The sequence below is a fragment of the Bradyrhizobium sp. Leaf396 genome (assembly GCF_001424605.1).
Classification (GTDB): Bacteria; Pseudomonadota; Alphaproteobacteria; order Rhizobiales; family Xanthobacteraceae; genus Bradyrhizobium; species Bradyrhizobium japonicum_C.
Map to the genome: position 1 here is coordinate 15,848 of NZ_LMQJ01000033.1, position 19,384 is coordinate 35,231.

General features: G+C 64.4%; 18 protein-coding genes. 3 read left to right on the forward strand and 15 right to left on the reverse strand.

The annotated features are described in order from the left end of the window. Nucleotides 1–63: 63 nt before the first annotated feature. The 6 genes from ASG57_RS38120 to ASG57_RS24685 form a co-directional block, all read right to left on the reverse strand. Nucleotides 64–222 (reverse strand): hypothetical protein, encoded by a 159-nt coding sequence (locus ASG57_RS38120; protein WP_156402804.1) that lies wholly within the window; start codon nucleotides 220–222, stop codon nucleotides 64–66. A 199-nt stretch (nucleotides 223–421) separates the two neighbouring features. After that, nucleotides 422–1,930 carry a tripartite tricarboxylate transporter permease gene (locus tag ASG57_RS24665; protein WP_057197875.1) on the reverse strand — a complete coding sequence of 503 codons (1,509 nt, stop codon included), beginning with the start codon at nucleotides 1,928–1,930 and terminating at the stop codon, nucleotides 422–424. Between the two features lie 12 nt (nucleotides 1,931–1,942). Then, complete coding sequence (locus ASG57_RS24670) at nucleotides 1,943–2,485, reverse strand: tripartite tricarboxylate transporter TctB family protein (protein WP_057197877.1); 543 nt, start codon at nucleotides 2,483–2,485, stop codon at nucleotides 1,943–1,945. Nucleotides 2,486–2,665: 180 nt separating this feature from the next. Beyond that, nucleotides 2,666–3,646, reverse strand: coding sequence for a Bug family tripartite tricarboxylate transporter substrate binding protein (locus ASG57_RS24675; RefSeq protein ID WP_502690814.1), 981 nt, complete (start codon nucleotides 3,644–3,646; stop codon nucleotides 2,666–2,668). Between the two features lie 152 nt (nucleotides 3,647–3,798). Then, nucleotides 3,799–4,593 carry an enoyl-CoA hydratase/isomerase family protein gene (locus ASG57_RS24680; protein ID WP_024343027.1) on the reverse strand — a complete coding sequence of 265 codons (795 nt, stop codon included), beginning with the start codon at nucleotides 4,591–4,593 and terminating at the stop codon, nucleotides 3,799–3,801. Nucleotides 4,594–4,669: 76 nt separating this feature from the next. Further along, nucleotides 4,670–5,869 carry a pyridoxal-phosphate-dependent aminotransferase family protein gene (locus tag ASG57_RS24685; protein ID WP_057197881.1) on the reverse strand — a complete coding sequence of 400 codons (1,200 nt, stop codon included), beginning with the start codon at nucleotides 5,867–5,869 and terminating at the stop codon, nucleotides 4,670–4,672. Between the two features lie 205 nt (nucleotides 5,870–6,074). Between ASG57_RS24685 and ASG57_RS24690 the strand changes: the two genes are divergently transcribed. Continuing rightward, complete coding sequence (locus ASG57_RS24690) at nucleotides 6,075–9,083, forward strand: FAD-binding and (Fe-S)-binding domain-containing protein (RefSeq protein ID WP_057197883.1); 3,009 nt, start codon at nucleotides 6,075–6,077, stop codon at nucleotides 9,081–9,083. Continuing rightward, nucleotides 9,076–9,504 (forward strand): GlcG/HbpS family heme-binding protein, encoded by a 429-nt coding sequence (locus ASG57_RS24695; RefSeq protein WP_057197885.1) that lies wholly within the window; start codon nucleotides 9,076–9,078, stop codon nucleotides 9,502–9,504. Before ASG57_RS24690 ends, ASG57_RS24695 begins: the two co-directional genes overlap by 8 nt. Before the next feature lie 462 nt (nucleotides 9,505–9,966). On the opposite strand, the gene ASG57_RS24700 is transcribed toward ASG57_RS24695, so the two are convergent. From ASG57_RS24700 to ASG57_RS38825, 6 genes are all read right to left on the reverse strand, one after another. Continuing rightward, nucleotides 9,967–10,431: a DUF433 domain-containing protein gene (locus ASG57_RS24700; RefSeq protein ID WP_024343023.1), complete on the reverse strand. Its 465-nt coding sequence runs from the start codon at nucleotides 10,429–10,431 to the stop codon at nucleotides 9,967–9,969. 156 nt (nucleotides 10,432–10,587) lie between these two features. Next, on the reverse strand, nucleotides 10,588–12,153 hold the full coding sequence (locus ASG57_RS37105) for an AAA family ATPase (RefSeq protein WP_082529044.1): 1,566 nt from the start codon (nucleotides 12,151–12,153) through the stop codon (nucleotides 10,588–10,590). Next, nucleotides 12,143–12,754: a hypothetical protein gene (locus tag ASG57_RS24710; protein ID WP_057197886.1), complete on the reverse strand. Its 612-nt coding sequence runs from the start codon at nucleotides 12,752–12,754 to the stop codon at nucleotides 12,143–12,145. The genes ASG57_RS37105 and ASG57_RS24710 overlap by 11 nt, the downstream gene beginning before the upstream one ends. Nucleotides 12,755–12,850: 96 nt before the next feature. Continuing rightward, the gene (locus ASG57_RS24715; RefSeq protein ID WP_349510066.1) at nucleotides 12,851–13,756 is read right to left on the reverse strand and encodes a metallophosphoesterase; all 906 of its coding nucleotides are present in this window, start codon (nucleotides 13,754–13,756) and stop codon (nucleotides 12,851–12,853) included. Continuing rightward, nucleotides 13,677–13,862 (reverse strand): hypothetical protein, encoded by a 186-nt coding sequence (locus ASG57_RS24720; protein ID WP_024343019.1) that lies wholly within the window; start codon nucleotides 13,860–13,862, stop codon nucleotides 13,677–13,679. Before ASG57_RS24720 ends, ASG57_RS24715 begins: the two co-directional genes overlap by 80 nt. A gap of 152 nt (nucleotides 13,863–14,014) precedes the next feature. After that, entirely contained in the window at nucleotides 14,015–14,905 is an 891-nt protein-coding gene (locus ASG57_RS38825) for a hypothetical protein (protein ID WP_024343018.1), read from the reverse strand. Nucleotides 14,906–15,114: 209 nt separating this feature from the next. On the opposite strand from ASG57_RS38825, the gene ASG57_RS24730 reads away from it, so the two are divergent. Further along, nucleotides 15,115–15,315, forward strand: coding sequence for a ribbon-helix-helix protein, CopG family (locus ASG57_RS24730; protein ID WP_024343017.1), 201 nt, complete (start codon nucleotides 15,115–15,117; stop codon nucleotides 15,313–15,315). Between the two features lie 175 nt (nucleotides 15,316–15,490). Here the strand turns inward: ASG57_RS24730 and ASG57_RS24735 are convergent, their stop codons facing one another. From ASG57_RS24735 to ASG57_RS24745, 3 genes are all read right to left on the reverse strand, one after another. Further along, nucleotides 15,491–16,138, reverse strand: a complete 648-nt coding sequence (locus ASG57_RS24735; protein WP_057197890.1) for a hypothetical protein — start codon at nucleotides 16,136–16,138, stop codon at nucleotides 15,491–15,493. Nucleotides 16,139–16,148: 10 nt separating this feature from the next. Continuing rightward, on the reverse strand, nucleotides 16,149–17,081 hold the full coding sequence (locus ASG57_RS24740) for a DUF4357 domain-containing protein (protein WP_057197892.1): 933 nt from the start codon (nucleotides 17,079–17,081) through the stop codon (nucleotides 16,149–16,151). Nucleotides 17,082–17,729: 648 nt separating this feature from the next. After that, nucleotides 17,730–19,211: a hypothetical protein gene (locus ASG57_RS24745; protein WP_057197894.1), complete on the reverse strand. Its 1,482-nt coding sequence runs from the start codon at nucleotides 19,209–19,211 to the stop codon at nucleotides 17,730–17,732. Between the last annotated feature and the right edge of the window lie 173 nt (nucleotides 19,212–19,384).

The window sequence follows — 19,384 nt, forward strand, 5'->3', positions numbered from 1 at the left end:
TCGCCGGCCTGCTCGATTGCCATCGAGGATACGTATAGCTTCGCCTTAGAAGGACGCAGCTGCCTAGCCCCAAACCGCCGTGGGCGACGCGAAACGACCATCGAAGCTCCGCCGAACGGTCGTAAGCTCGACATTGTCGGCGAGCTTCTCGGGTATCTCATCATTTGCAGATATTTGCGTGCCCTGCTCCCTGGACAGTCGCTTGTAGATGCGGCCGTTCATGCGGGCCTAATCCTTGGCTTCGCGCGTATCGCTTACGCAATCAGCGAATCGGTCTTGACGCGATCGTGGCCGCTACAATAGTGAACATACTCTCGGCGAAGCAAGGTATCAGCTCGCCCGTCCTGCTAAAGCGCTCGACAAGCCAGATCATAAACGATCGTTGCACCTAAACCGCTGTTGGTGCAGCCGCTTAGTGGGATCAGGACGTCGTCCGCTGCGCCCAGCCGACGCGCCCGACTAGGCCGTCAATCACCGGCCAAAACAGTAGCAGAATCGCCAGCGTCGTAATCGAGCCGACCAGGCCGTTCGACCAGAACACCTTCAAACTCCCGCCTGAGCCGATCATGGACAGCCGGAAGGCATCCTCGGCGCGGTTGCCGAGCACGAGCGCGAGGGTGAACGGCGCCAGCGGAATGCCGATCTTCTTGAAGACGTAGCCGATCACGCCAAATCCGAGCATCAGCCAGATGTCGAACATCGCGTTCTGGATCGCATAGGCGCCGATCGCGCAGGACACCACGATCATTGGCGCCACCGCCGCAAACGGCACGCGCAAGATCGAAGCGAAGATCGGGACGGTCGTCAGTACCAGCACCAGGCCGACGACATTGCCGAGATACATCGAGGCGATCAGGCCCCAGACGAAGTCCTTGTGCTCGACGAAAAGCAGCGGCCCGGGATTGAGTCCCCATACCATCAGCCCGCCGAGCAGGATCGCCGCCGTGCCCGAGCCCGGAATGCCGAGCGCCAGCATCGGCAGCAACGCCGACGTGCCGGAGGCATGTGCAGCCGTCTCCGGCGCGAAAACGCCCTCGATGCGGCCCTTGCCGAAGCTTTCGGGCTCCTTGGCGAAGCGCTTGGCCAGGTTGTAGCCCATGAACGAAGCCGCAATCGCGCCGCCGGGGGTGATGCCGAGCCAGCAGCCGATGAAGGAGGAACGCAGCAGCGTCACCCAGTATTTCGGCAGGTCCCTCCAGACGCCGAGCACGACGCGCAGCGAAATGCCAGCAGCGTGTCCGCGCAGCGCCAGCCGTTCCTCCATCGTCAGCAGGATCTCGCTGATGCCGAACAGGCCGATGACGGCGACCAGGAAGTTGATGCCGCGAAGCAGCTCCGGCGAGCCGAAGGTCATGCGGAGATTGCCAGACACGGTATCCATGCCGATGCCGGCGAGCAGCAGGCCCAGCGACATCGAGATGACCGTCTTGTGCTTGGCCTCTCGCCCGAGACCGACAAAGGAGCAGAAGGTCAGCAGATACACGGCGAAAAACTCGGGCGGACCGAACTTCAGCGCAAAGGACGAGATCATCGGCGCGAGGAAGGTGATCAGTAGCACCGCGACCAGCGAGCCGATGAAGGACGATGTGAACGCCGCCGTCAGTGCCTCCGCCGCCCTGCCCTGCTGCGCCATCGGATAGCCGTCGAAGGTGGTCGCGACCGACCAGGCTTCGCCGGGAATGTTGAACAGGATCGAGGTGATCGCGCCGCCGAACAGCGCGCCCCAATAGATGCAGGACAGCATCACGATCGCCGAGGTCGGATCCATCGTGAAGGTGAGCGGCAGCAGGATGGCGACGCCGTTCGGGCCGCCAAGACCCGGCAGCACGCCGACGAAGATGCCGAGCACCAGCCCGACCATCATCAGGACGAGCGTCTTCCACGTCAGCAGGACCGCAAAGCCGTGGAGCAGGAGTCCGAAAGCTTCCATCGTGCGGGCCCGCTAGCGGCCGAGGGCCGCTTCGAGCGGCCCTTTCGGCATGATGACGTCGAAGGCAATGTCGAAGGTGACGAACATGATCGCCGTGAACACAAGAGCGGTGAGCAGCGACTTCCACAGCGTGATCTTGCCGACGAGCCGCATAAAGCCCGCGATCAGGAGAAAGCTCGCGACATACAGGCCGAGGAACTGCGTCACCAGGCAGAACAGCAGCGTCGGCACGAACACCGCCATCACGCGGCCTGCCTGCGCGCGCGTGACGAAGGTCTCGCGCGTCGCGCGATGCGAGACGAGCGTCGCGATCAGGCCATAGAGGCTGCCAGAGCCGAGTATGATCGAGAGATAGAACGGGAAGTAACCAGGCTCCGGCCCAGTCGCGTCCCAGGACGCGCCGGTGCGCCAATTGTCGTAACCGAGCGTGGCCGCCAGCGCGAGCAGCAGAAGGCAGACGACGATCTCGACCGTGCCGGAGGAGACGACGGACGGGGAATCGTCTTCAGGCGCTGTCGGATCGTCGACGACGATTTCGATATCGGTTTGGGACATGAGTTGAGCGAATGCTGTGGCCAATCCCCTCTCCCCGCCCGCGGGGAGAAGGTTAAGGTGAGGGGGAGGCTCTAAGAGGACGGTAAGGGTCAGACTAGCGGAGAGTCCCCCTCACCCGGATTGCATCTTCTATGCAATCCGACCTCTCCCCGCACGCGGGGAGAGGTGAAGAAAGGCAAGCTACTTCGCAACGAAACCGGCTTGCGTCATCAGCGACTTGTTCAGCGCATCGTCCTCCTCGAGGAATTGCACCATGTCCTTGCCGGTGAGGAAGATCGGCTTCAACGCCTGCTTTTCCATGTACTCCTTGTACTCGGCGGTCTGCGTCACCTTGTGGAAGAGATCGACGTAGAACGCCTGCTGCTCCGGCGTAACCTTGCCGGGCAGGAACATCGCGCGCAGCATCAGATATTGCACGTCGACGCCCTCTTCCTTGCAGGTGGGAATGTCGGCCCAGGACTGGGTATCGGTCACCTTGCTGGTGTAGGAAATGCGTTCCTTGTCGAACACGCAGAGCGGCCGCACCTGACCGGCGCGCCAGACTTCCAGATTCTCGGACGGGTTGTTGACGTTGGCCTGGGTGTGGTTGCCGACCAGCTGGGTGGCGGCCTCGCCGCCGGACTTGTAGGGCAGATAAGAGAATTTCGCGCCCGTCTTCTGCTCCAGGAAGACGGTCAGCACATGGTCCTCGCGCTTCGAGCCGGTGCCGCCCATCTTGAACGGCGAGCTTGCCGCCTTCGCGGCTGCGACAAATTCCTTCACCGTCTTTGGACCGGCGCTGTTGTCCCACAGCACGAATTGGTCGAGCGCGACCACCGACACCGGCGTCAGCTCGCGCCAGTTGAACGGGATCTTCGCCGACAGCGGCAGCATGTAGATCAGTGAATAGGCGATCAGCACCTTGTTCGGATCGCCTTCGCTCGACTTCATGTACATCAGCGCTTCCGCGCCCGAGGCGCCGCCCTTGAGCGAGACGACCATCGGCTGCTTCATCAGATTGTTCTTCTGGATCGCGGCCTGCATCATCCGCGCCATCTGGTCGGAGGCGCCCCCCGCGCCCGCCGCGACCACGATCTCGACCGGCTTGGTCGGCTCCCAGCCGGCGAAGGCCGGCGTGCTCAACAACAGCGCCGTCGCGGCGCCGACGGCCTTCACTGGAATTCGCACGAGTTTCGTCCCCTGATGTTTTTTGAGTTTGTAGTTCGGTAGCTTCTATCCCTGCATTGTGCGGACTTATACCGACGAGTTCAAGCAGACCGGCAATTCAAGCCATATGACTTTCGGCTGACCAAGCAGAAAGCCGACAAGACTCTTTACCTGCCCTTCCAGACCGGCGCGCGCTTGTTGAGGAAGGCATCCATCCCCTCGCGAAAATCTTCGCTCATATAGGCCTTCAGGATCAGGTCCTCGCCCTCCTCGCGCGACAGCGTGCGGCGGATGCGGCGCACCGCTTCCTTGGTCGCTTCCAGCGTGAGCGGCGCGTGGCTGGCGACGAGCTTCGCCGTGTCGTCGGCGCGGCGCTGTAGCGTCTCGACGTCGGGCACGACCTCATTGAGCAGGCCGAGAGCCAGCGCTTCCTGCGCCTCGACGAGGCGCGCCTTGAAGATCAGATCCTTGGTACGGGCAGGACCAACCAGCGCGACGACGCGGCTGATGTTGGACATCGACAGGCAGTTGCCGAGCGTGCGCGCGATCGGAAAGCCCATCCGCGTCGTCTCGGTGCCGATGCGAAGATCGCAGCAGGCGGCAATGCCGGCACCGCCGCCGGTGCAGGCGCCGGCAATGGCCGCGATCACCGGCACACGGCACTGCTCGAGCGTGCCGAGCACGCGGTCGATCCGCGCCTCGTAATCGAGCGCATCCTGCGCGGTCTTGAAGGCACGGAACTGCGAGATGTCGGTGCCGGAGGCAAACGCCTTGTCGCCCGCGCCGGTCAGGATCAGCGCCTTGATCGACCGATCGGCGTTGATTTCCAGGCAGATATCCGCCATGCGATCGTACATGGCGAAGGTCATCGCGTTGCGCGCCTGCGGGCGATTGAAGGTGATCCGCGCGATGCCGTCCTGGACGGAGTAGAGCAGATCTTCGTTGGTCGTCGGTGCGTTCATCGCGCTCTCTTCTTCTCTGACTGGTCTTCTCTGACTGGTTCAGGCGTCGAGCCTTCAAGCGGCTCGCGCCTCTAGGCTAAGCAACTTGGGCCTTCGTCATCGGCAAAACGTCGCGTCCCTTCAGCACATCCATGGCCGCCAGCACGCCGCCGCTCCGATGCGGGATCTTGGCGAGGTCGAGCCCCATCTCGACGCCGGCGAGCGTACCCATCAGCATCAGATCGTTGAAATGGCCGATATGGCCGATGCGGAACACCTTGCCCTTGACCTTGTTCAGGCCCGTGCCGAGCGACATGTCGAAGTTTTCAAGCACTACCTTGCGGAAGGCGTCGGCGTCGTGTCCTTCCGGCACGCGCACACCGGTCAGCGCCGGGGAATGCGCGGCGGGATCGGCGCATTGCGTCTCCAGGCCCCAGACCTTGACCGCGGCGCGCGTCGCCGCGCTGTGGCGCTTGTGGCGGGACCAGACGTTCTCCAGGCCCTCTTCTTCCAGCATCTTGACCGCTTCGCGCAGGCCGTACAGCAGGTTGGTGGCGGGCGTATAGGGGAAGGTGCCGAGCTTGTTGAAGTTGATGACCTCCTGCCAGTCCCAATAGGAGCGCATGCCCGGATTGGCCTTGGCAACGCTGAGCGCCTTCTCGGAGATCGCGTTGAAGCCGAGGCCGGGAGGCAGCATCAGGCCCTTCTGGGAACCCGCGACCGAGACGTCGATGCCCCAGGCGTCGTGCTCGTATTCCATCGAGCCGAGTCCCGAGATGGTGTCGACCATCAGCAGCGCAGGATGCTTGATGCGATCGAGCAGCTTGCGCACCTCCAGCGGCGGCGTCACGCAACCGGTCGAGGTCTCGTTGTGAACGACGCAGACCGCCTTGATCGCGTGCTGCTTGTCCGCAGCCAGGCGCGTCTCGATCTCGGCGAGGTCGGCGCCATGGCGCCAATCGCTCGGGATGAAGTCGACGTCGAGCTTGAACTTGTCGGCAATGCCGCGCCACAACACGGCGAACTGGCCGGTCTCGCACATCAGGACTTTGTCACCCGGCGAAAACACGTTGACCATCGCCGCTTCCCAGGCGCCGGTGCCGGACGAGGGGAAGATGATCACGGGCTGCTTGGTGCGGAACACGCGCTGCATCGCGGCGAGGACGGCGAAACCGAGTTCGGCGAACTCCGGACCGCGATGGTCCAAGGTCGGCATGTCCATCGCCCGCAGCACCCGATCGGGTACGTTGGTCGGTCCTGGAATCTGTAGGAAATGCCTTCCAGTATGCACGGTCATCGGCGTCCTTCCCGGTCTTTGAGGCTGTCTTGGCTCTAGCGTCGGCACGCTCGATCTGAGGGCTCCGGCGAGCCGTTCGCATATCATTATTCGCCGGGCTTGTCCCTCGCCCGCCTAGCTCCGTCAATGCAGAACAAGCAGGGCTTGCTTGCCAAGGGCCGTGACGGGAGGCAAGACGGTGCCGGCGAACAAGCGAAAGTGGACCATGGCGGCGGAAGTGGCTGGAAAATTGCCGAAATCGGCCCAGAAGGACGGCCTGGCGGCGCGTCTAGCCCGGGAAATCACCGGTGACGTCCTGTTCGACCCCTACAGCCGCGGCCGCTACGCCACCGATGCCTCGTTCTACCAGATCATGCCGGCCGGCGTGGTGGTGCCGCGCAGCATGGACGAGGCACTGCGGGCGCTGGCGATCGCCCGCGATCAGGGGCTGAAGGTCACCCCGCGGGGCGGCGGCACCTCGCAATGCGGCCAGACCGTCAACGACGGGCTGGTAATCGATCTTTCCAAGCACCTGAACCGGATCCTGTCGCTCGATGTCGAGGGCCAGACCTGCGTGGTCGAGCCGGGAATCGTGCTCGACGAGCTCAACCGGCAGCTCAAAAGGCACGGGCTGTGGTTTCCGGTCGACGTCTCCACGGCCTCGCGCGCGACCATCGGCGGCATGGCCGGCAACAATTCCTGCGGCGGGCGCAGCCTGCGCTACGGAACCATGCGGGACAACACGCTGTCGATCGAGGCCGCGCTCGCCGACGGCACGCTGAGCCGCTTCGGCGAGGTTTCACGCGATCTTTCCCTTGTCGAGGTCATGGACAGCACCCGCGCGCTGTTCCGCGACATGCTCGATCTCGGCGCACGCGAAGCCGAGGAGATCTCCGCACGCTTCCCCAAGGTGCAGCGCCGGGTCGGCGGCTACAATCTCGATGCGCTGGTGCCGCGCAACGCCCCGAATAACATGGCCCATCTGTTGGTCGGCTCCGAAGGCACCCTCGCCTTCACCACCAAGGTCGAGCTGAAACTGTGGCCCGTGATCCGCAACAAGGCGCTTGGCGTCTGCCATTTCGGCAGCTTCTACGAGGCGATGGACGCGGCGCAGCATCTGGTGAAGCTAAAACCGATCGCCGTCGAGCTGGTCGACCGCACCATGATCGCACTCGGCCGCGACATCGCGATGTTCGCACCCGTTATTTCCGCAGCGATCAAGGGCGATCCGGACGCGGTGCTGGTGGTGGAGTTCGCCGAAGAGGACCAGGCGGATAATCTCGTGCGACTCAAACAGCTCGGCGAGCTGATGGGCGATCTCGGCTTCGGCTGGAACAACGACACGCGCAAATGGGGTGGCGTGGTCGAGATCGTCGAGCCGGCGCTGCAGAGCGGCATTGCCGATTTTCGCGCCGCGGGGCTCAACGTCATGATGTCGATGAAGCAGGAGGGCAAGCCGGTCTCCTTCGTCGAGGACTGCGCGGTGCCGTTGCCGCATCTCGCCGACTACACCGCCCGCCTGAACGAGGTGTTTGCCAAACATGGCACCAGCGGCACAATGTATGCGCACGCCTCCGAAGGCTGCCTGCACGTTCGCCCCGTGCTGAACCTGAAGCTGGACAAGGACGTCAAGGCGATGCGCGCGATTGCCGAAGAGGCGTTCGCGCTGGTGCGCGAGTACAAGGGCTCGCATTCCGGCGAACATGGCGATGGGCTGGTGCGCTCGGAATTTCACGAGAGCATGTTCGGCGAGCGCCTCGTCGCCGACTTCAAGTACGTGAAGCAGCGCTTCGATCCCGAGGGCGTCCTCAATCCCGGCAAGATCGTCGATGCGCCGAGGATGGACGACCGCTCGCTGTTCCGGTTCAAGCCCGATTATCGCGTGAGCGAGCTGAGAACAGAGCTCGATTGGTCCGCTTATCCCGGCGCGGACGGCGGCTTCCAGGGCGCGGTCGAGATGTGCAACAACAACGGCGCCTGCCGCAAGCTCGAAGGCGGCGTGATGTGCCCATCCTATCGTGCGACGCACAACGAGAAGGATGTCACGCGAGGGCGTGCGAACACGCTGCGGCTCGCGATCTCCGGTCAGCTCGGCCCCGATGCGCTTTCCTCCGACGAGATGATGGAGACCTTAAAACTTTGCGTCTCGTGCAAGGCCTGCCGCCACGAATGCCCGACCGGTGTCGACATGGCCAAGATGAAGATCGAGGTGCTCGCCGCACGCGCGCGGTCCCATGGCCTGACGTTGCGCGACCGACTGGTCGCGTACCTGCCGCGCTATGCCGGCCTCGCCTCGCGCTTCGCGCCGTTGGCGAATCTGCGCAATAACAGCCCGCTCTTGCGAAGGTTGTTGGAGCGGATTGCGGGCATCAGCGCGCGCCGCGCTCTCCCCGCCTTCCGCAGCGATGTGTTCGCATCGCCGGCCGACAGCGTCGGGCCTGAGGGCGGCCGCGAGGTCGTTCTGTTCGCCGATACGTTCAACCGCATCTATGAGCGCGAGAATCTCGACGCCGCGCTGCGCGTGCTCACGGCCGGCGGCTATCGCGTGCACCTGCCGAAGCAGGCAAGCGGCACCAGGCCGCTCTGCTGCGGCCGCACCTTCCTGTCCGCGGGACTCGTCTCTGAAGCGAGGGCCGAACTGGATCGGCTCGTGACCGCGTTCGCGCCCTTCGCCGCGCGGGGCGTGCCGATCGTGGGGTTGGAGCCGAGCTGCCTCTTGACGCTGCGGGACGAGCTCGCTTCGCTGCGCAAGGACGACCAAGCCAAGGCTGTCGGCGCTCACGCGCTGACCTTCGAGGAATTTCTGGTGCAGGAAGCCGGAGCTGGCCGGCTGCAGCTCCCGCTCGGCACCATCGCCAACAAAGCCATCGTGCACGGCCATTGTCACCAAAAATCGTTCGACGCCTTCAAGCCGGTCGAGCAGGTGCTGCGCCTCGTCCCGGGCCTCAAGGTCGAAACCATCGAATCAAGCTGCTGCGGCATGGCCGGCGCGTTCGGCTACGGCGCCGACACCTATGACGCCTCGATCGAGATGGCCGAGCTGTCGCTGCTGCCGGCCGTGCGGCGCGCGGACCAGACGACGCTGGTCGTCGCCGACGGCACCTCGTGCCGTCACCAGATTCATGACGGCACCGGACGCGAGGCACTTCACGTCGCCCGCGTGCTCGCGATGAGCCTCGACCGCGCCGAAACCCATTCCACCTCTCAAGCTGCAAAGGAAGCCAGCAATGACTGACCTCACGCTCGATACCGCTCGCAAGATCCTTGATGCCGCCTTCGCGAAGGCCGGTGAGCTCAAGCTCAAGCCGCTGGTCGTCACCATCCTGGACGCGCGGGGCGTGCTCAAGCTCGCAGCCGCGCAGGACGGCACCAGCCTGATGCGCGCCGAGATCGCCCACGGCAAGGCCTATGGCGCGCTCGCCATGGGCATGGGTTCGCGGGCCCTGTTCCAGCGCGCGCAGGAGCAGGCGTATTTCATCGATGCCGTGAACACGATTGCAAGAGGCGCGCTGGTGCCGGTCCCCGGCGGCGTGCTGATCATGGACGGCGCGACCCTGCTCGGCGCGGTCGGCGTCTCCGGCGATACGTCCGACAATGACGAGGCCTGCGCAGTGGCCGGGATCGAGGCCGCGGGGCTGAAGGCCAACGCGGGCTGAGCGGGGTCGACACGACGATCTCGCCATCGAACGGCGGCTCCCGACCAAAATTGAAATAAGTGCAAAGGGCCGGTGGCCGGACGATTCGGTACGCCGCGGCCTCACAAGTCAATCAGCGCTGGCGGCGACTACCGAGTGGCCTCCGTGTATTTGGAGCGTTGCTCAAGCGACCGGTTGGAGACATCCGACCGGGATTTCAGAAACTCAGGGCAGTGCTGATTGTCACCGTCCCGGGGGGTTTCGGCCCATGCGGGCGCTTTGGCTTCCGCCGACCGCCGTGCGAAACGTGCCTTGAGATACGACCGACGGCTGAATATCGGGCGCAGGCAGGGCGGCGGAGTTTCTCGGCCCCGTTAGCCCCGCATCGCGCAGGCACAATACAGTGCGATCGGAATTTTTCTGGTGAAGACAGATACTTGCGAGGGTCTCCCCGCCCTCAGTGACCGCATCCCCCTGAACCGATCATCCTTGCTCTACCCATGGCGCATTTCGCTCCAGCAGACGGCAGGCCTGCTGCAGGGCGGTTGTGATCTCGTCTCGTTCTAGCGACGGGTACTTCGCACGCACGAACTCGTCGATCGACGTGTCGGCCAGCAGGGCAAAGACGGGCCCCGGCGACACGCGCGTGCCCCGAAAGACCGGTTTGCCACCCATGATGCCGGAGTGCCGCACGATGACGGGCTCGTCCGCCGAGATGTTGCCGGCGACGGTATCAATGATAGCGATCCGGGCGAGCCACTCGAGGGGGGATTCGCCGGCCTTGCTCTGGCTGCCCCTGATGCGGCGCATCATTCCCGGCGAGACGAGATGAACCCCGCATCCAAGGATATCCGCCATCGCTGCCTTGGCGGCGAACATCTGGGCGGAGTTTCCGCGGAGGACGAGCAGCAATTCGCCATCGCACATCTCTGCATCCAGCAGTCTCATGACATTATCTCGCACAAATAACTTCCAAATGATCCTCAGCTTGCTGATGCCGGCCGTCGCAGCGCCCTCTGCGGACCATTGTTGATGGCGAAGGTCTGCGACGCGGGGGAGCAGTCCGCGGGCGCGTCGACGAGACAGATGTTGACGACGGTCATTTCAATTTCGCGCTGCCCGCTGATCGCGCTCGCGCAGGACCGCCTCCACCATCCGGCGCAGCCGCCGCATCGAGCCGCCGCGCCAACTCTGCCCGATCGCGGCGCGCTCGACGCCGTCCAGCGGCGGCACCCAGGCCGCATCGAGGCCACGCTCCCGTGCGAGGTCATCCAGCACAGCCGGCAGCAGCGCGTCGAGGTCGTCGGCTGACGGTTTCGGGAACATCACGACGCGAAAGCGGTCGCGGATCGGCGAGGGCAACGGCTCGATGCTATTGGCAGTTGCGACGTAGGAGACCTGCGAGACGTCGAGGGTCGTCTGAAGTGCCGGATCAGGATAGCGGGCGCTGGTCTCAACTTCCAAGAAGCCGAGCAGGCAATCCCACAAGCGGCCGTAGTCCGACCGCGTGCCCGCCTTTTCCAGTTCGTCAATGAGCACCAGCGGGTTTCCAATTTTACCTCGCGCAATTGCGAGAAAGGGATGGCAGGGTTCGACCGAATACCAGCGCCGATCGGTGCCGCCAAACACCGCGCCATCGGAGCGCGAGGCGTCCTCCCGCCACACACTGACGCCGAGGATTTCGCCGAGCCGACGGGCGAATCTGCTTTTGCCGGCGCCGGGATCACCAACAAGCAACAGCGGCCGCAGGCGAACGGTCGCGCGGCCGACAAGGTCGGCCAGCGCGAAGTCGATCACGTTCAGTGCATAGGGAAACTCGAATGCAAGCGCGTTGCGGACCCTAAGCAGCGGCGGCGCCTCGACCAGCGGCAGGGGCGTATTGATGACGTGCGCGAGTGGTTTGAGAATTTCCTTCAGCTTGGGATTCATCATCTCGCTCTTCTCGAGGTGGGCCACGATGACGTGGCCGGCGGGAATGGCTTCCGCGGTCGCCGCCGGCGTCACTTGCAAGGTGGCTGCCGTTTCCTGCTCTTCGGCCTCCCGTTTTTTCCGGTGCTCTTCCGCTAGCTTCCGCCGGACTGCCGCCTTCGCGGCAGTGACACGCTGCTCCGCAATGCGGCGGCCAAGATAGGCCGCATTCGTCGCCGCCGACGCCCTTCTGGACAGCATGCCGGTGCAGGCCGGCAGCGCTGCCCAGCCGAACGTGAATCCCTCGAGATCGCAGCAGAGCTCCTGCTCCACATGCCTGGCGCTCGCATAAAAAGCCTGGACTAGCGCCTTGCCGACCCTTCGGTGCTCCTCGATATAGTCGGAACCATGCGGCGTCGGCAGCGACAGCAGCCGGACGCAGTCGGCCAGGCTGCGCAAGTTCGGCTGGTCCTGAGCGACCGCACGATGGTCGAGCTCGGCCGCCAACTCTAATGCGCTGTCAAGCGTGCGCGCGACCGCCCAAGCGACGGTGTGCGGCAATTGCGGGCACAGCTCATGGATCTCTGCTATCAGCCGCTCGATGACGTGCTGGCTACCATCGGTGACCAGCATGGCATAGCGCAGAAGGCGCGGTACTCCCTTCAGGCGCTCGTCACAGTCGGCGGAATCCGCCGCCGCGCCTGTCGAGACGGCGTTTTCCACGGCACCCGGAAGATCGGCTGTCTCCTCCTCAGAGCCCATGCGTGCCCGCTTGTACGCAGAGCCGGACGAGCGTGGTCGGGCTCAGCGGCTGGGAGAAGAGATCGAGGCAGACGAGATTGGCGCAGGCGAGCGCCATCACTGCTACCGCGGGCTCACCCTCTCCGTCCAAAGCCTTCAGGAGCTGGCCGAGCGCCATCGGCCCTTCCTCGAGCAGGACTTGCTGGATGCGCAGGCGAACGCCGACCGGAACTGCCACGCCGCTATACGTCCAGACCAGGTTCGCATTGCTGCGCCGCGGCTCGCGGCTTAGCTCTTCAGCCGTCACTTCAAGCGGCTCGAGCTTGAGCTCATCCCATGCGATCAGCGCGAGGCCTCCCTCGTCGAGGTCGAGGACGCGTCGCGCCGGCACGATGTCGAGGACATAACGACCATGCTCGCGCTGGAGGACGACGGCATCGAGCGCGACCTGCGCGGAGGCAACCTGGGCGCTGGCGACGTAATCGATGGAACGCACCTGCGGATCGAGGGACGCCTGAATCAGCGCATCCCGGACTGTCGGGTGTCGCACAGGGATCGCAGTGGTGGTCTTGGCCGAGATAAAAAAATCGTTCGGGGTCTGGGCGTCTGTCGTGTCACGCATACTCTTGCACCTTGTTTTACCGTCATGGAAAGGACGTAAGCACGTCCGCCTGCGTCCGGTGGTCTTCGATATCCGTCATGGCATCTCGCTGCCCCTTCAGATCTCGATAGTCAGTTTTGGATCGAAGCTCCGGTTGTCCCAGGCGCGCTGCTGCGGCGGCCAGGGTCCGTAGCCTTTTGCGTTCGAAACCACGCGCGTTGCGCCGATCACGGTGTCATCGGACGCGTGGGTATGGCCGTAGATCCAGAGATCAGCGGGCTTCAGCGTGCCGCGTCCATCATTGGCGGCCGGGCGCATGAGAGCGGTCAGGTCGCTGCGATAGGCGGCGCTGAGGATCTCGTCCGGCCTCGGGGGATCGGACAGCGGCGAAGGCGCGCCGGGATGAGGGGCATGATGAGAGATCACGACCAGCCTGCCCGGACGGGGCCCGCGCATCTGCGATTCGAAGAATGCACGGGCTTGCTGATGCCGGATCAGCGCGTGGGGCGGTCGGAATCGTCTGGCATAGCCCCCGATCCGGATCTTCCGGAAATCGTTCATCCGCTCGCCCGCAAGAAACATGGCGCGATCCGCGTCGCCGAACAGATCGAAATCCGTCCACATTGTTGCGCCGGCGAAAGTAACATCACCGATCCGGACGTAGTCGTGCTGCAGCACATGAATGTTCGTGCCGGCTGCTGCCGCTCTCGCCTTCTCGACCGTCCGATCGATATCGGCGCCGTAGAATTCGTGGTTGCCGGGCACGTAGATCACTGGCCGATCAGGGACGCGTTCGTGCAGCCACCTCACGCCCCGCTCCATGCGGGGGATCAGATCGCCGGCGACCACCAGGACGTCGAACCGCGGCCGCGCATCGGGAGCCGGCAGGTCCCAGCCTCGCGTCAGTTCCACATGTAGATCCGACACAACCCATAGACGCACGTCAGTCCTCATGCTCATTGTCGCCGTCATCGAGAGGCTCGGCATCGAGCAGCGCCGCCACGAGCTCTTCCGCCAGCTCATCGATGCCAGGCGCGAACACGATGTCCGCCGATCCGCAGAGCGGACATTCGTGGCGGTACGGCTGGTCATCGCACGCGCCCTCGCGCTCACACCGGAATCCAGCCATCCTATCGCTCCAATCTGCGCGCGGGCCGCGTGCCCTTCCGGGGCGCACGCGAAGCAAGGCCCCTGCGGTGGACGGATGTTCTCGCTCCGCCGATGGCTTGGCCTTTTGGCATTGCCCTGGGTGTGTTCGGAAAAGCATTGTGTTGAAAGACCTCAGCATGCTGCAGCGACCGATCCCTCCAGGCCGCAGATGTCACAGGTCCAGCTTGCGCGCTGGACGGCGAGGCTGATGGCGTCTTCGATCTTCGCGCGACTCTCGCCCGAGACCTCGCCCTCCCACTTGATCCAGAGCAGGCCCAGTTTGGTGCCGATGCGGACGAACTTGAAAGTTTCGTTATGCGCCAATGCGGCTTCAATTCTCCGGCAAAGCTGGTCGAGAACATCTCGCCACCCTGACCGGCAGGATGGATAACCGAACGACGCCTGAGGCTTGGCCTGCACGATCGCGAACAGCTTTGGATGAGCCTGCATGAGATCGACGCGCCAATCCGCGGTAACAGTTGTCTCAGGCCTCCTTGTTTCTCGAACTGCCGGGTCCTCGTCAGCGAAACGGTCAGCCAGGCGGTCGTAGCGTCGCGCCACTATCCGGTAGCCATCCGCCATCGAGACACGGACAAGGTGGACGTTCTCCCGGCCTGGCGGGGTCGGAATCAGCTCGCCTTGGACGTGGGCGGCGCAACGGATCATGTAGACACTGCCAACAAAGCAAAGCTGCCCCTCCGCGCCGCACGACTCGCAGGTGCAGGTGGAGCGTGCCTTGGCAAGCGCAATCGCTTCGTGCAGCCTGGCGGCGGTCTGCGGAGTGACGTCGCCGCGCCAGTAGACCCGCAGGCTGCCGGACTTCTTGTCGATCTGGATGATCCGGATCGTCTCGCCCGGCTGCAGCGCCGCTTGCATGCGCGCGCAGACACGCTCCAGCAGATCGCGCCAGCCGTCGGCGACGTCCGGCAAGGTCCGCGCAGGCGGCGGATCGCCGGCGGGATGAAATAAATCCGGGTAGGCCCGCACGAGTTCGCCCCGCCAATCCCTCTCGTCACGCGCCATCACAATCCCTCGCTACCACCGCTGTGACCGAGAACGAACCATAAACAGCGATACATGTCAACGTTCATCTATATATCTAGTTACATAGGATATGCCCATATACAGCAAGTTACCTATGGTTATTTGACCGAGCACGGCCTACATTCGGCCCGGCTTCAAGGATTCGCCTACCGGCGAATCCTTGCCCCCTCATCACCCACGGAGAGCCCATGGCCGAGCAAGGAAAACCCGCAAAAGCAGGCAAGACGGCGGTCCCGCAGCCAAGACGCAACTTCTTCGCAACCCTGGACGCCGAGCTGATCAAATCGATCAAGCGCGTCGCTCTCGAGGACGACACCAGTGCCTCGGAGATCCTTGAGGAGGCTGCGAGAGACTGGCTCGAACGGCGGAAGAAGTCGCCAAAGCGCTAGGCTTGCTGGTGGTCGGCAGCGAGGGCGCGATCGGCTCGGAGCGCACCCTCGCAACGAGTTCGATCGCCTCGGGCGTCCTTTGCGCAGCATGCATCCGCGCCAGGCTCCGCATGTTTCCGCGCGGCGGGTCCGACGGGCAGCATGGTGGATTTGAGGACGAGAGACGACGGAAAGCTCATGCGCGGCCTTCCCTGCCCGGGCGCAGGGCATCGAAGGCCCGCAGCGTCTTCAGCAAGGCTGTCTCGGCCGGACTGAAGCCGCCGCAGCTGGCCGAGCGGCCGAAGCGAAACGCCAACCAGGAGCCGCACAGTTGATCTGCTTTTTGGGCATCGTGCTCGGCGCGATCGATCACGTGAGCGAGCACGAGCGCGCACCTGGGCTCCCCCTCGAGCGCGAGGGACAATAAGGCAGTCATCGCAATGTCGGTCTTGATCCCGCCCAAGCGCTTGATCGGCATCAATGAGCGCGCCAGCGCGATGGCCGCTTCGGCATCCCCTTGCAGCGCCGGCTCGACCTCGGCGCCTTCGATCAGCCTTGTGACCTCCTCGAGGGTGGACCGGACCGCGAGGTACTCCGCCGCCCGAAAAGCGTCCGCCGGCATCGACCGCCACCAGCGCAGCGGCGAGATCTCGACGAGCGCACGGACGATCGGCGATGAGACATCGAGCATCCGGCCATCGTGATCCGCACCCGGATGCGTCGCCGCCCCTCCAGCCGGCGCGGTGCTCTCGATCGGCGCGCCGCCTTCGCCAAGACGGCCGCGGAGACGGGCCTCGCCATCTTGCCGGGGCTCGTGCCCCGGCATTGCCGTGGAATTGGACATCCGGCCGCTCCTACTCCGCGCCCGCGATCGGCCCGGGAGTGCGCGGGCGCACCCACTTGGTGCCGGCCACATGCGCTCCCGCGACGAACTTGGCTGCGACCGCGGCAGAAAAGAAGCGCCAGTCGACCTGGAAGCGCAGGCGATCCTTGATGCCGGCGATCGGTACCACGACGCCCGTGGCGAGGAGATCCGCGCGGAGCTTTTTGATGTTCTGCCTGAGGCTTGGGGTCTCGATGTTGCGCACCTCCGATCCGGCCCGGACCACGAACCCTTCGCGATCGTGGTGCCCGCGCGCCCAGATGCAGCAATAATCGAATTCAAGCTCGCCTTCGGCTGGCGGCGCCATCGGCAAGCCGGTCTCGACGACCGCATTCACAGCCTGATTGTCATCGAACTCGGCCTCCGCCGGCAGCTGCCTCACAAGGTTGGCGTTGAAGATCCGGCAGCCGGCATCGAACAGCAGGCGGCGGCCATCGGCCACTAGCCGCTCCAGGGCTGCGGCGTGTTCTCCCGGGCAAGGAAGACCCCGCGGCTCAACGGTGTTGGCCAGGGTGACCAGACCTGCCTCTTTGGCGAGTTCGTTCAAACGATGCGCGAGGCGGAGTCGCGCCGACCATGGCAGTACGTGCGGCTCCTGTGCGTGGAGCAGGTAGGCCTCCGCGCCAAAGATGTTGGAGGCAGCCGCGGCATGCTCGGCGACGCACCTGACCGCGCGGTTGCTCTCCCCGATATAGGCTTCGTCTCGCCCGGCAATGACGTAGCACGCGGACCACAGCTCGCAGGTCGCCGCCAGGCTCCTGGCCATCGACAGCGGAAACGCCGTGACCGCGAGCCGGCCGGCCGGATCGTGGATCTGGCGATAATCCTCGACGCCACCGAACGGGCGATAGATCGTGTGGGTGCAAGGCTGCACCATCGGGATGGTCTCGTTGGGAAATTTCATGGATCGATCTCTCTGTCCTCTGAGAGATCGCGAGGTCGACATCGGACTGGCTGACGCGCCACGCGACGCCCTGCCAGACGTCGCAGGGCGTGGGCCGTCATTGCAGCTTGCCTGGCATGATCCGCAGAGATCGAGGACGCCAGGATTGGCGTCCTCGATGCGCGGAATTGCCAGCGCAGGCCACGGACCGCGACCGATTCATGCGACGCCGTCGCGCCGCATGACGTCGGGCCTCGCGACCCGCGCCTAGTCGATAGAGGGGGTGATGCTGGACAGAACCGTGTCGTCCACCGTGGGCCCGACCCCGGGCACCAAAGCGCAACCGCCGGTCACATCGGACCGGACACAGAGCATCGGAGAGGACGGAAGAGGGATCGCCGAATCGGCGCTATAGTGGCGCTTAGCCATGACTGACTCCTGTTAAGTCGGTTGTGGTCAGGCCGCTCGTCGGTGTTGCAACCACCGGCGGCGGCCGCCTCGCAGGGATCCGCGAGGGTAAGCTCAATATGCGGTCTGTTCTCGGAATATTCCAGCTGGCACGCCAACTGATGGTTAATGACCGGCAGGCAACAGCATTTTGAGAAAGGCCGGTGTTCTGCCTGCCGAGCATGAGCTGATGCACGAGCACAAGACCGCAGTGGCCGAGCGTCAAAAACGCGGCGCTTGGTAGTCGGGCTCCTCCGTCTCGACCGCCTCATCATTGAGGCCGGGAATTTCGGCAGGCCACTGCGGGATCGGCTGGGGAGGCCTCGTCGGCTGCTGAAGCTTCGCGTTCCTCGGCGAAGCGGCGCCCTCACGCCGAAGCCCGGGCGATTGCCCCGTCTTCCGACGCAGGAATTCGTCGAGCTCCTCGTGAATTTGCCGCTGCCGCTTGAAACCGACCTCAAGCGCAAGCGCATCGCGCCCCGACCTGATTGGATCGGGTTTGACCTTCCAGGAATCGGCCTGCAACGGCATTTCGAAGCCTCCCAGGGGTTCGGACGATGAACCGGCGGTTCGCCTCGCATCGGCACCAGCGGCCTCGTGTGGGCTGTCGTTGCCCGACGTCGCGATGGCCGCAACCGTTGAAGCCAGGCCGGCGACCTCGCTCGGGCGGAGCGGAGCGGTGCTCAGAGCCCTCGGGCCTGCCGGCGATCGAGAAGGGCTGTTCGATGCCACACCCAGTCGAGGCAATCGGGAGGCTTCTCTGCGATGTCCGGACGCTCGTGCGATCGTTTCGGATGAGGAAGCAGTGGCTCGCCTCACGTCCCCGTCGGTGGCCACGCGCCGGCTGCCATTCCCTGGGCTCGCAATGGGCGCGACCGCTGAAGCGAGCGCGCCGACCTCGCTCGCCTCGATTGGAGCGGTGCTCGGTACCCTCAGGTCTGCCGGCGATCGAGGAGGGTTGGAGGGCCCGCCCACTCTGGACGGCCGGCGAGCCTCACTGCGATCTCCAGACGTTGGAGCGATCGCCTCGGACGAGAAAGCAGCGGCTCGCCTCACATCATCCCACCCGACGGTTACGTGTTTCTCGTTCTCCGACGTTGCGGTCGGCACAGCGACCGATGCCGGCTCAGCGACATTGCTCCACCGGGCTGGTGCGGTGTTCGGCACCACCGGCTTTGCCGGCATTTGAAGATCGCAGCCCACATCCACCTGCAGGGCAGCATCGAGCGCTTCAGCTACTTGCGGGGCAGCCTGGTTCGCCTCGAACTTCGCGTAGAACCCTGCGGCGATCCCGAGCAGATCGTGGCGCGCAATGTCGTCCTTCATCTCGCTGTAGAACGCCCGCGCAATGAGATCCCGGGCAGGGCCGCGGGGGGCGCGATTGACCATAAAGACGTGTTCCTTTGCTGCCTCGATTGCCACCAGGTCAGCAAGGCGTGCACCTCCCTTCACGACCAAGGCTGGCCAGTTGAGTTCGCGAGCGAACCTCGCAACGATAGCAGCATCCTCCGACCTGCCCGTTGCCGCGATCCTAAATTTGCCGCCCGCGAAAGTGACAGACGTCCCATGGAGCGCCAGCGCATTGGAGCCCGATCGCGCATAAACCTCGTAACCCGCCTTCTGCGCCGCATCCGCGAACTTTTCCCTAAGTTCGCCCGACCGCTTTTTGGGGACAGAATACATGGCGGCGTTTGTCACGATCACGCTCCCCTCCTCCGGCTCTGGATCTTGCTTCGTCGCCTCGCCCTTCTTCTTCAGCTCTCGTGAACTTCCTCCGAATGAGTGGACACCTGTAGTAGGCTCGTTGAGCCTGGAGGTGTTGAATGGAACGTGCACGTCGGTCGTTTACTGAAGAGTACAAGCGCGAGGCGGCGGGG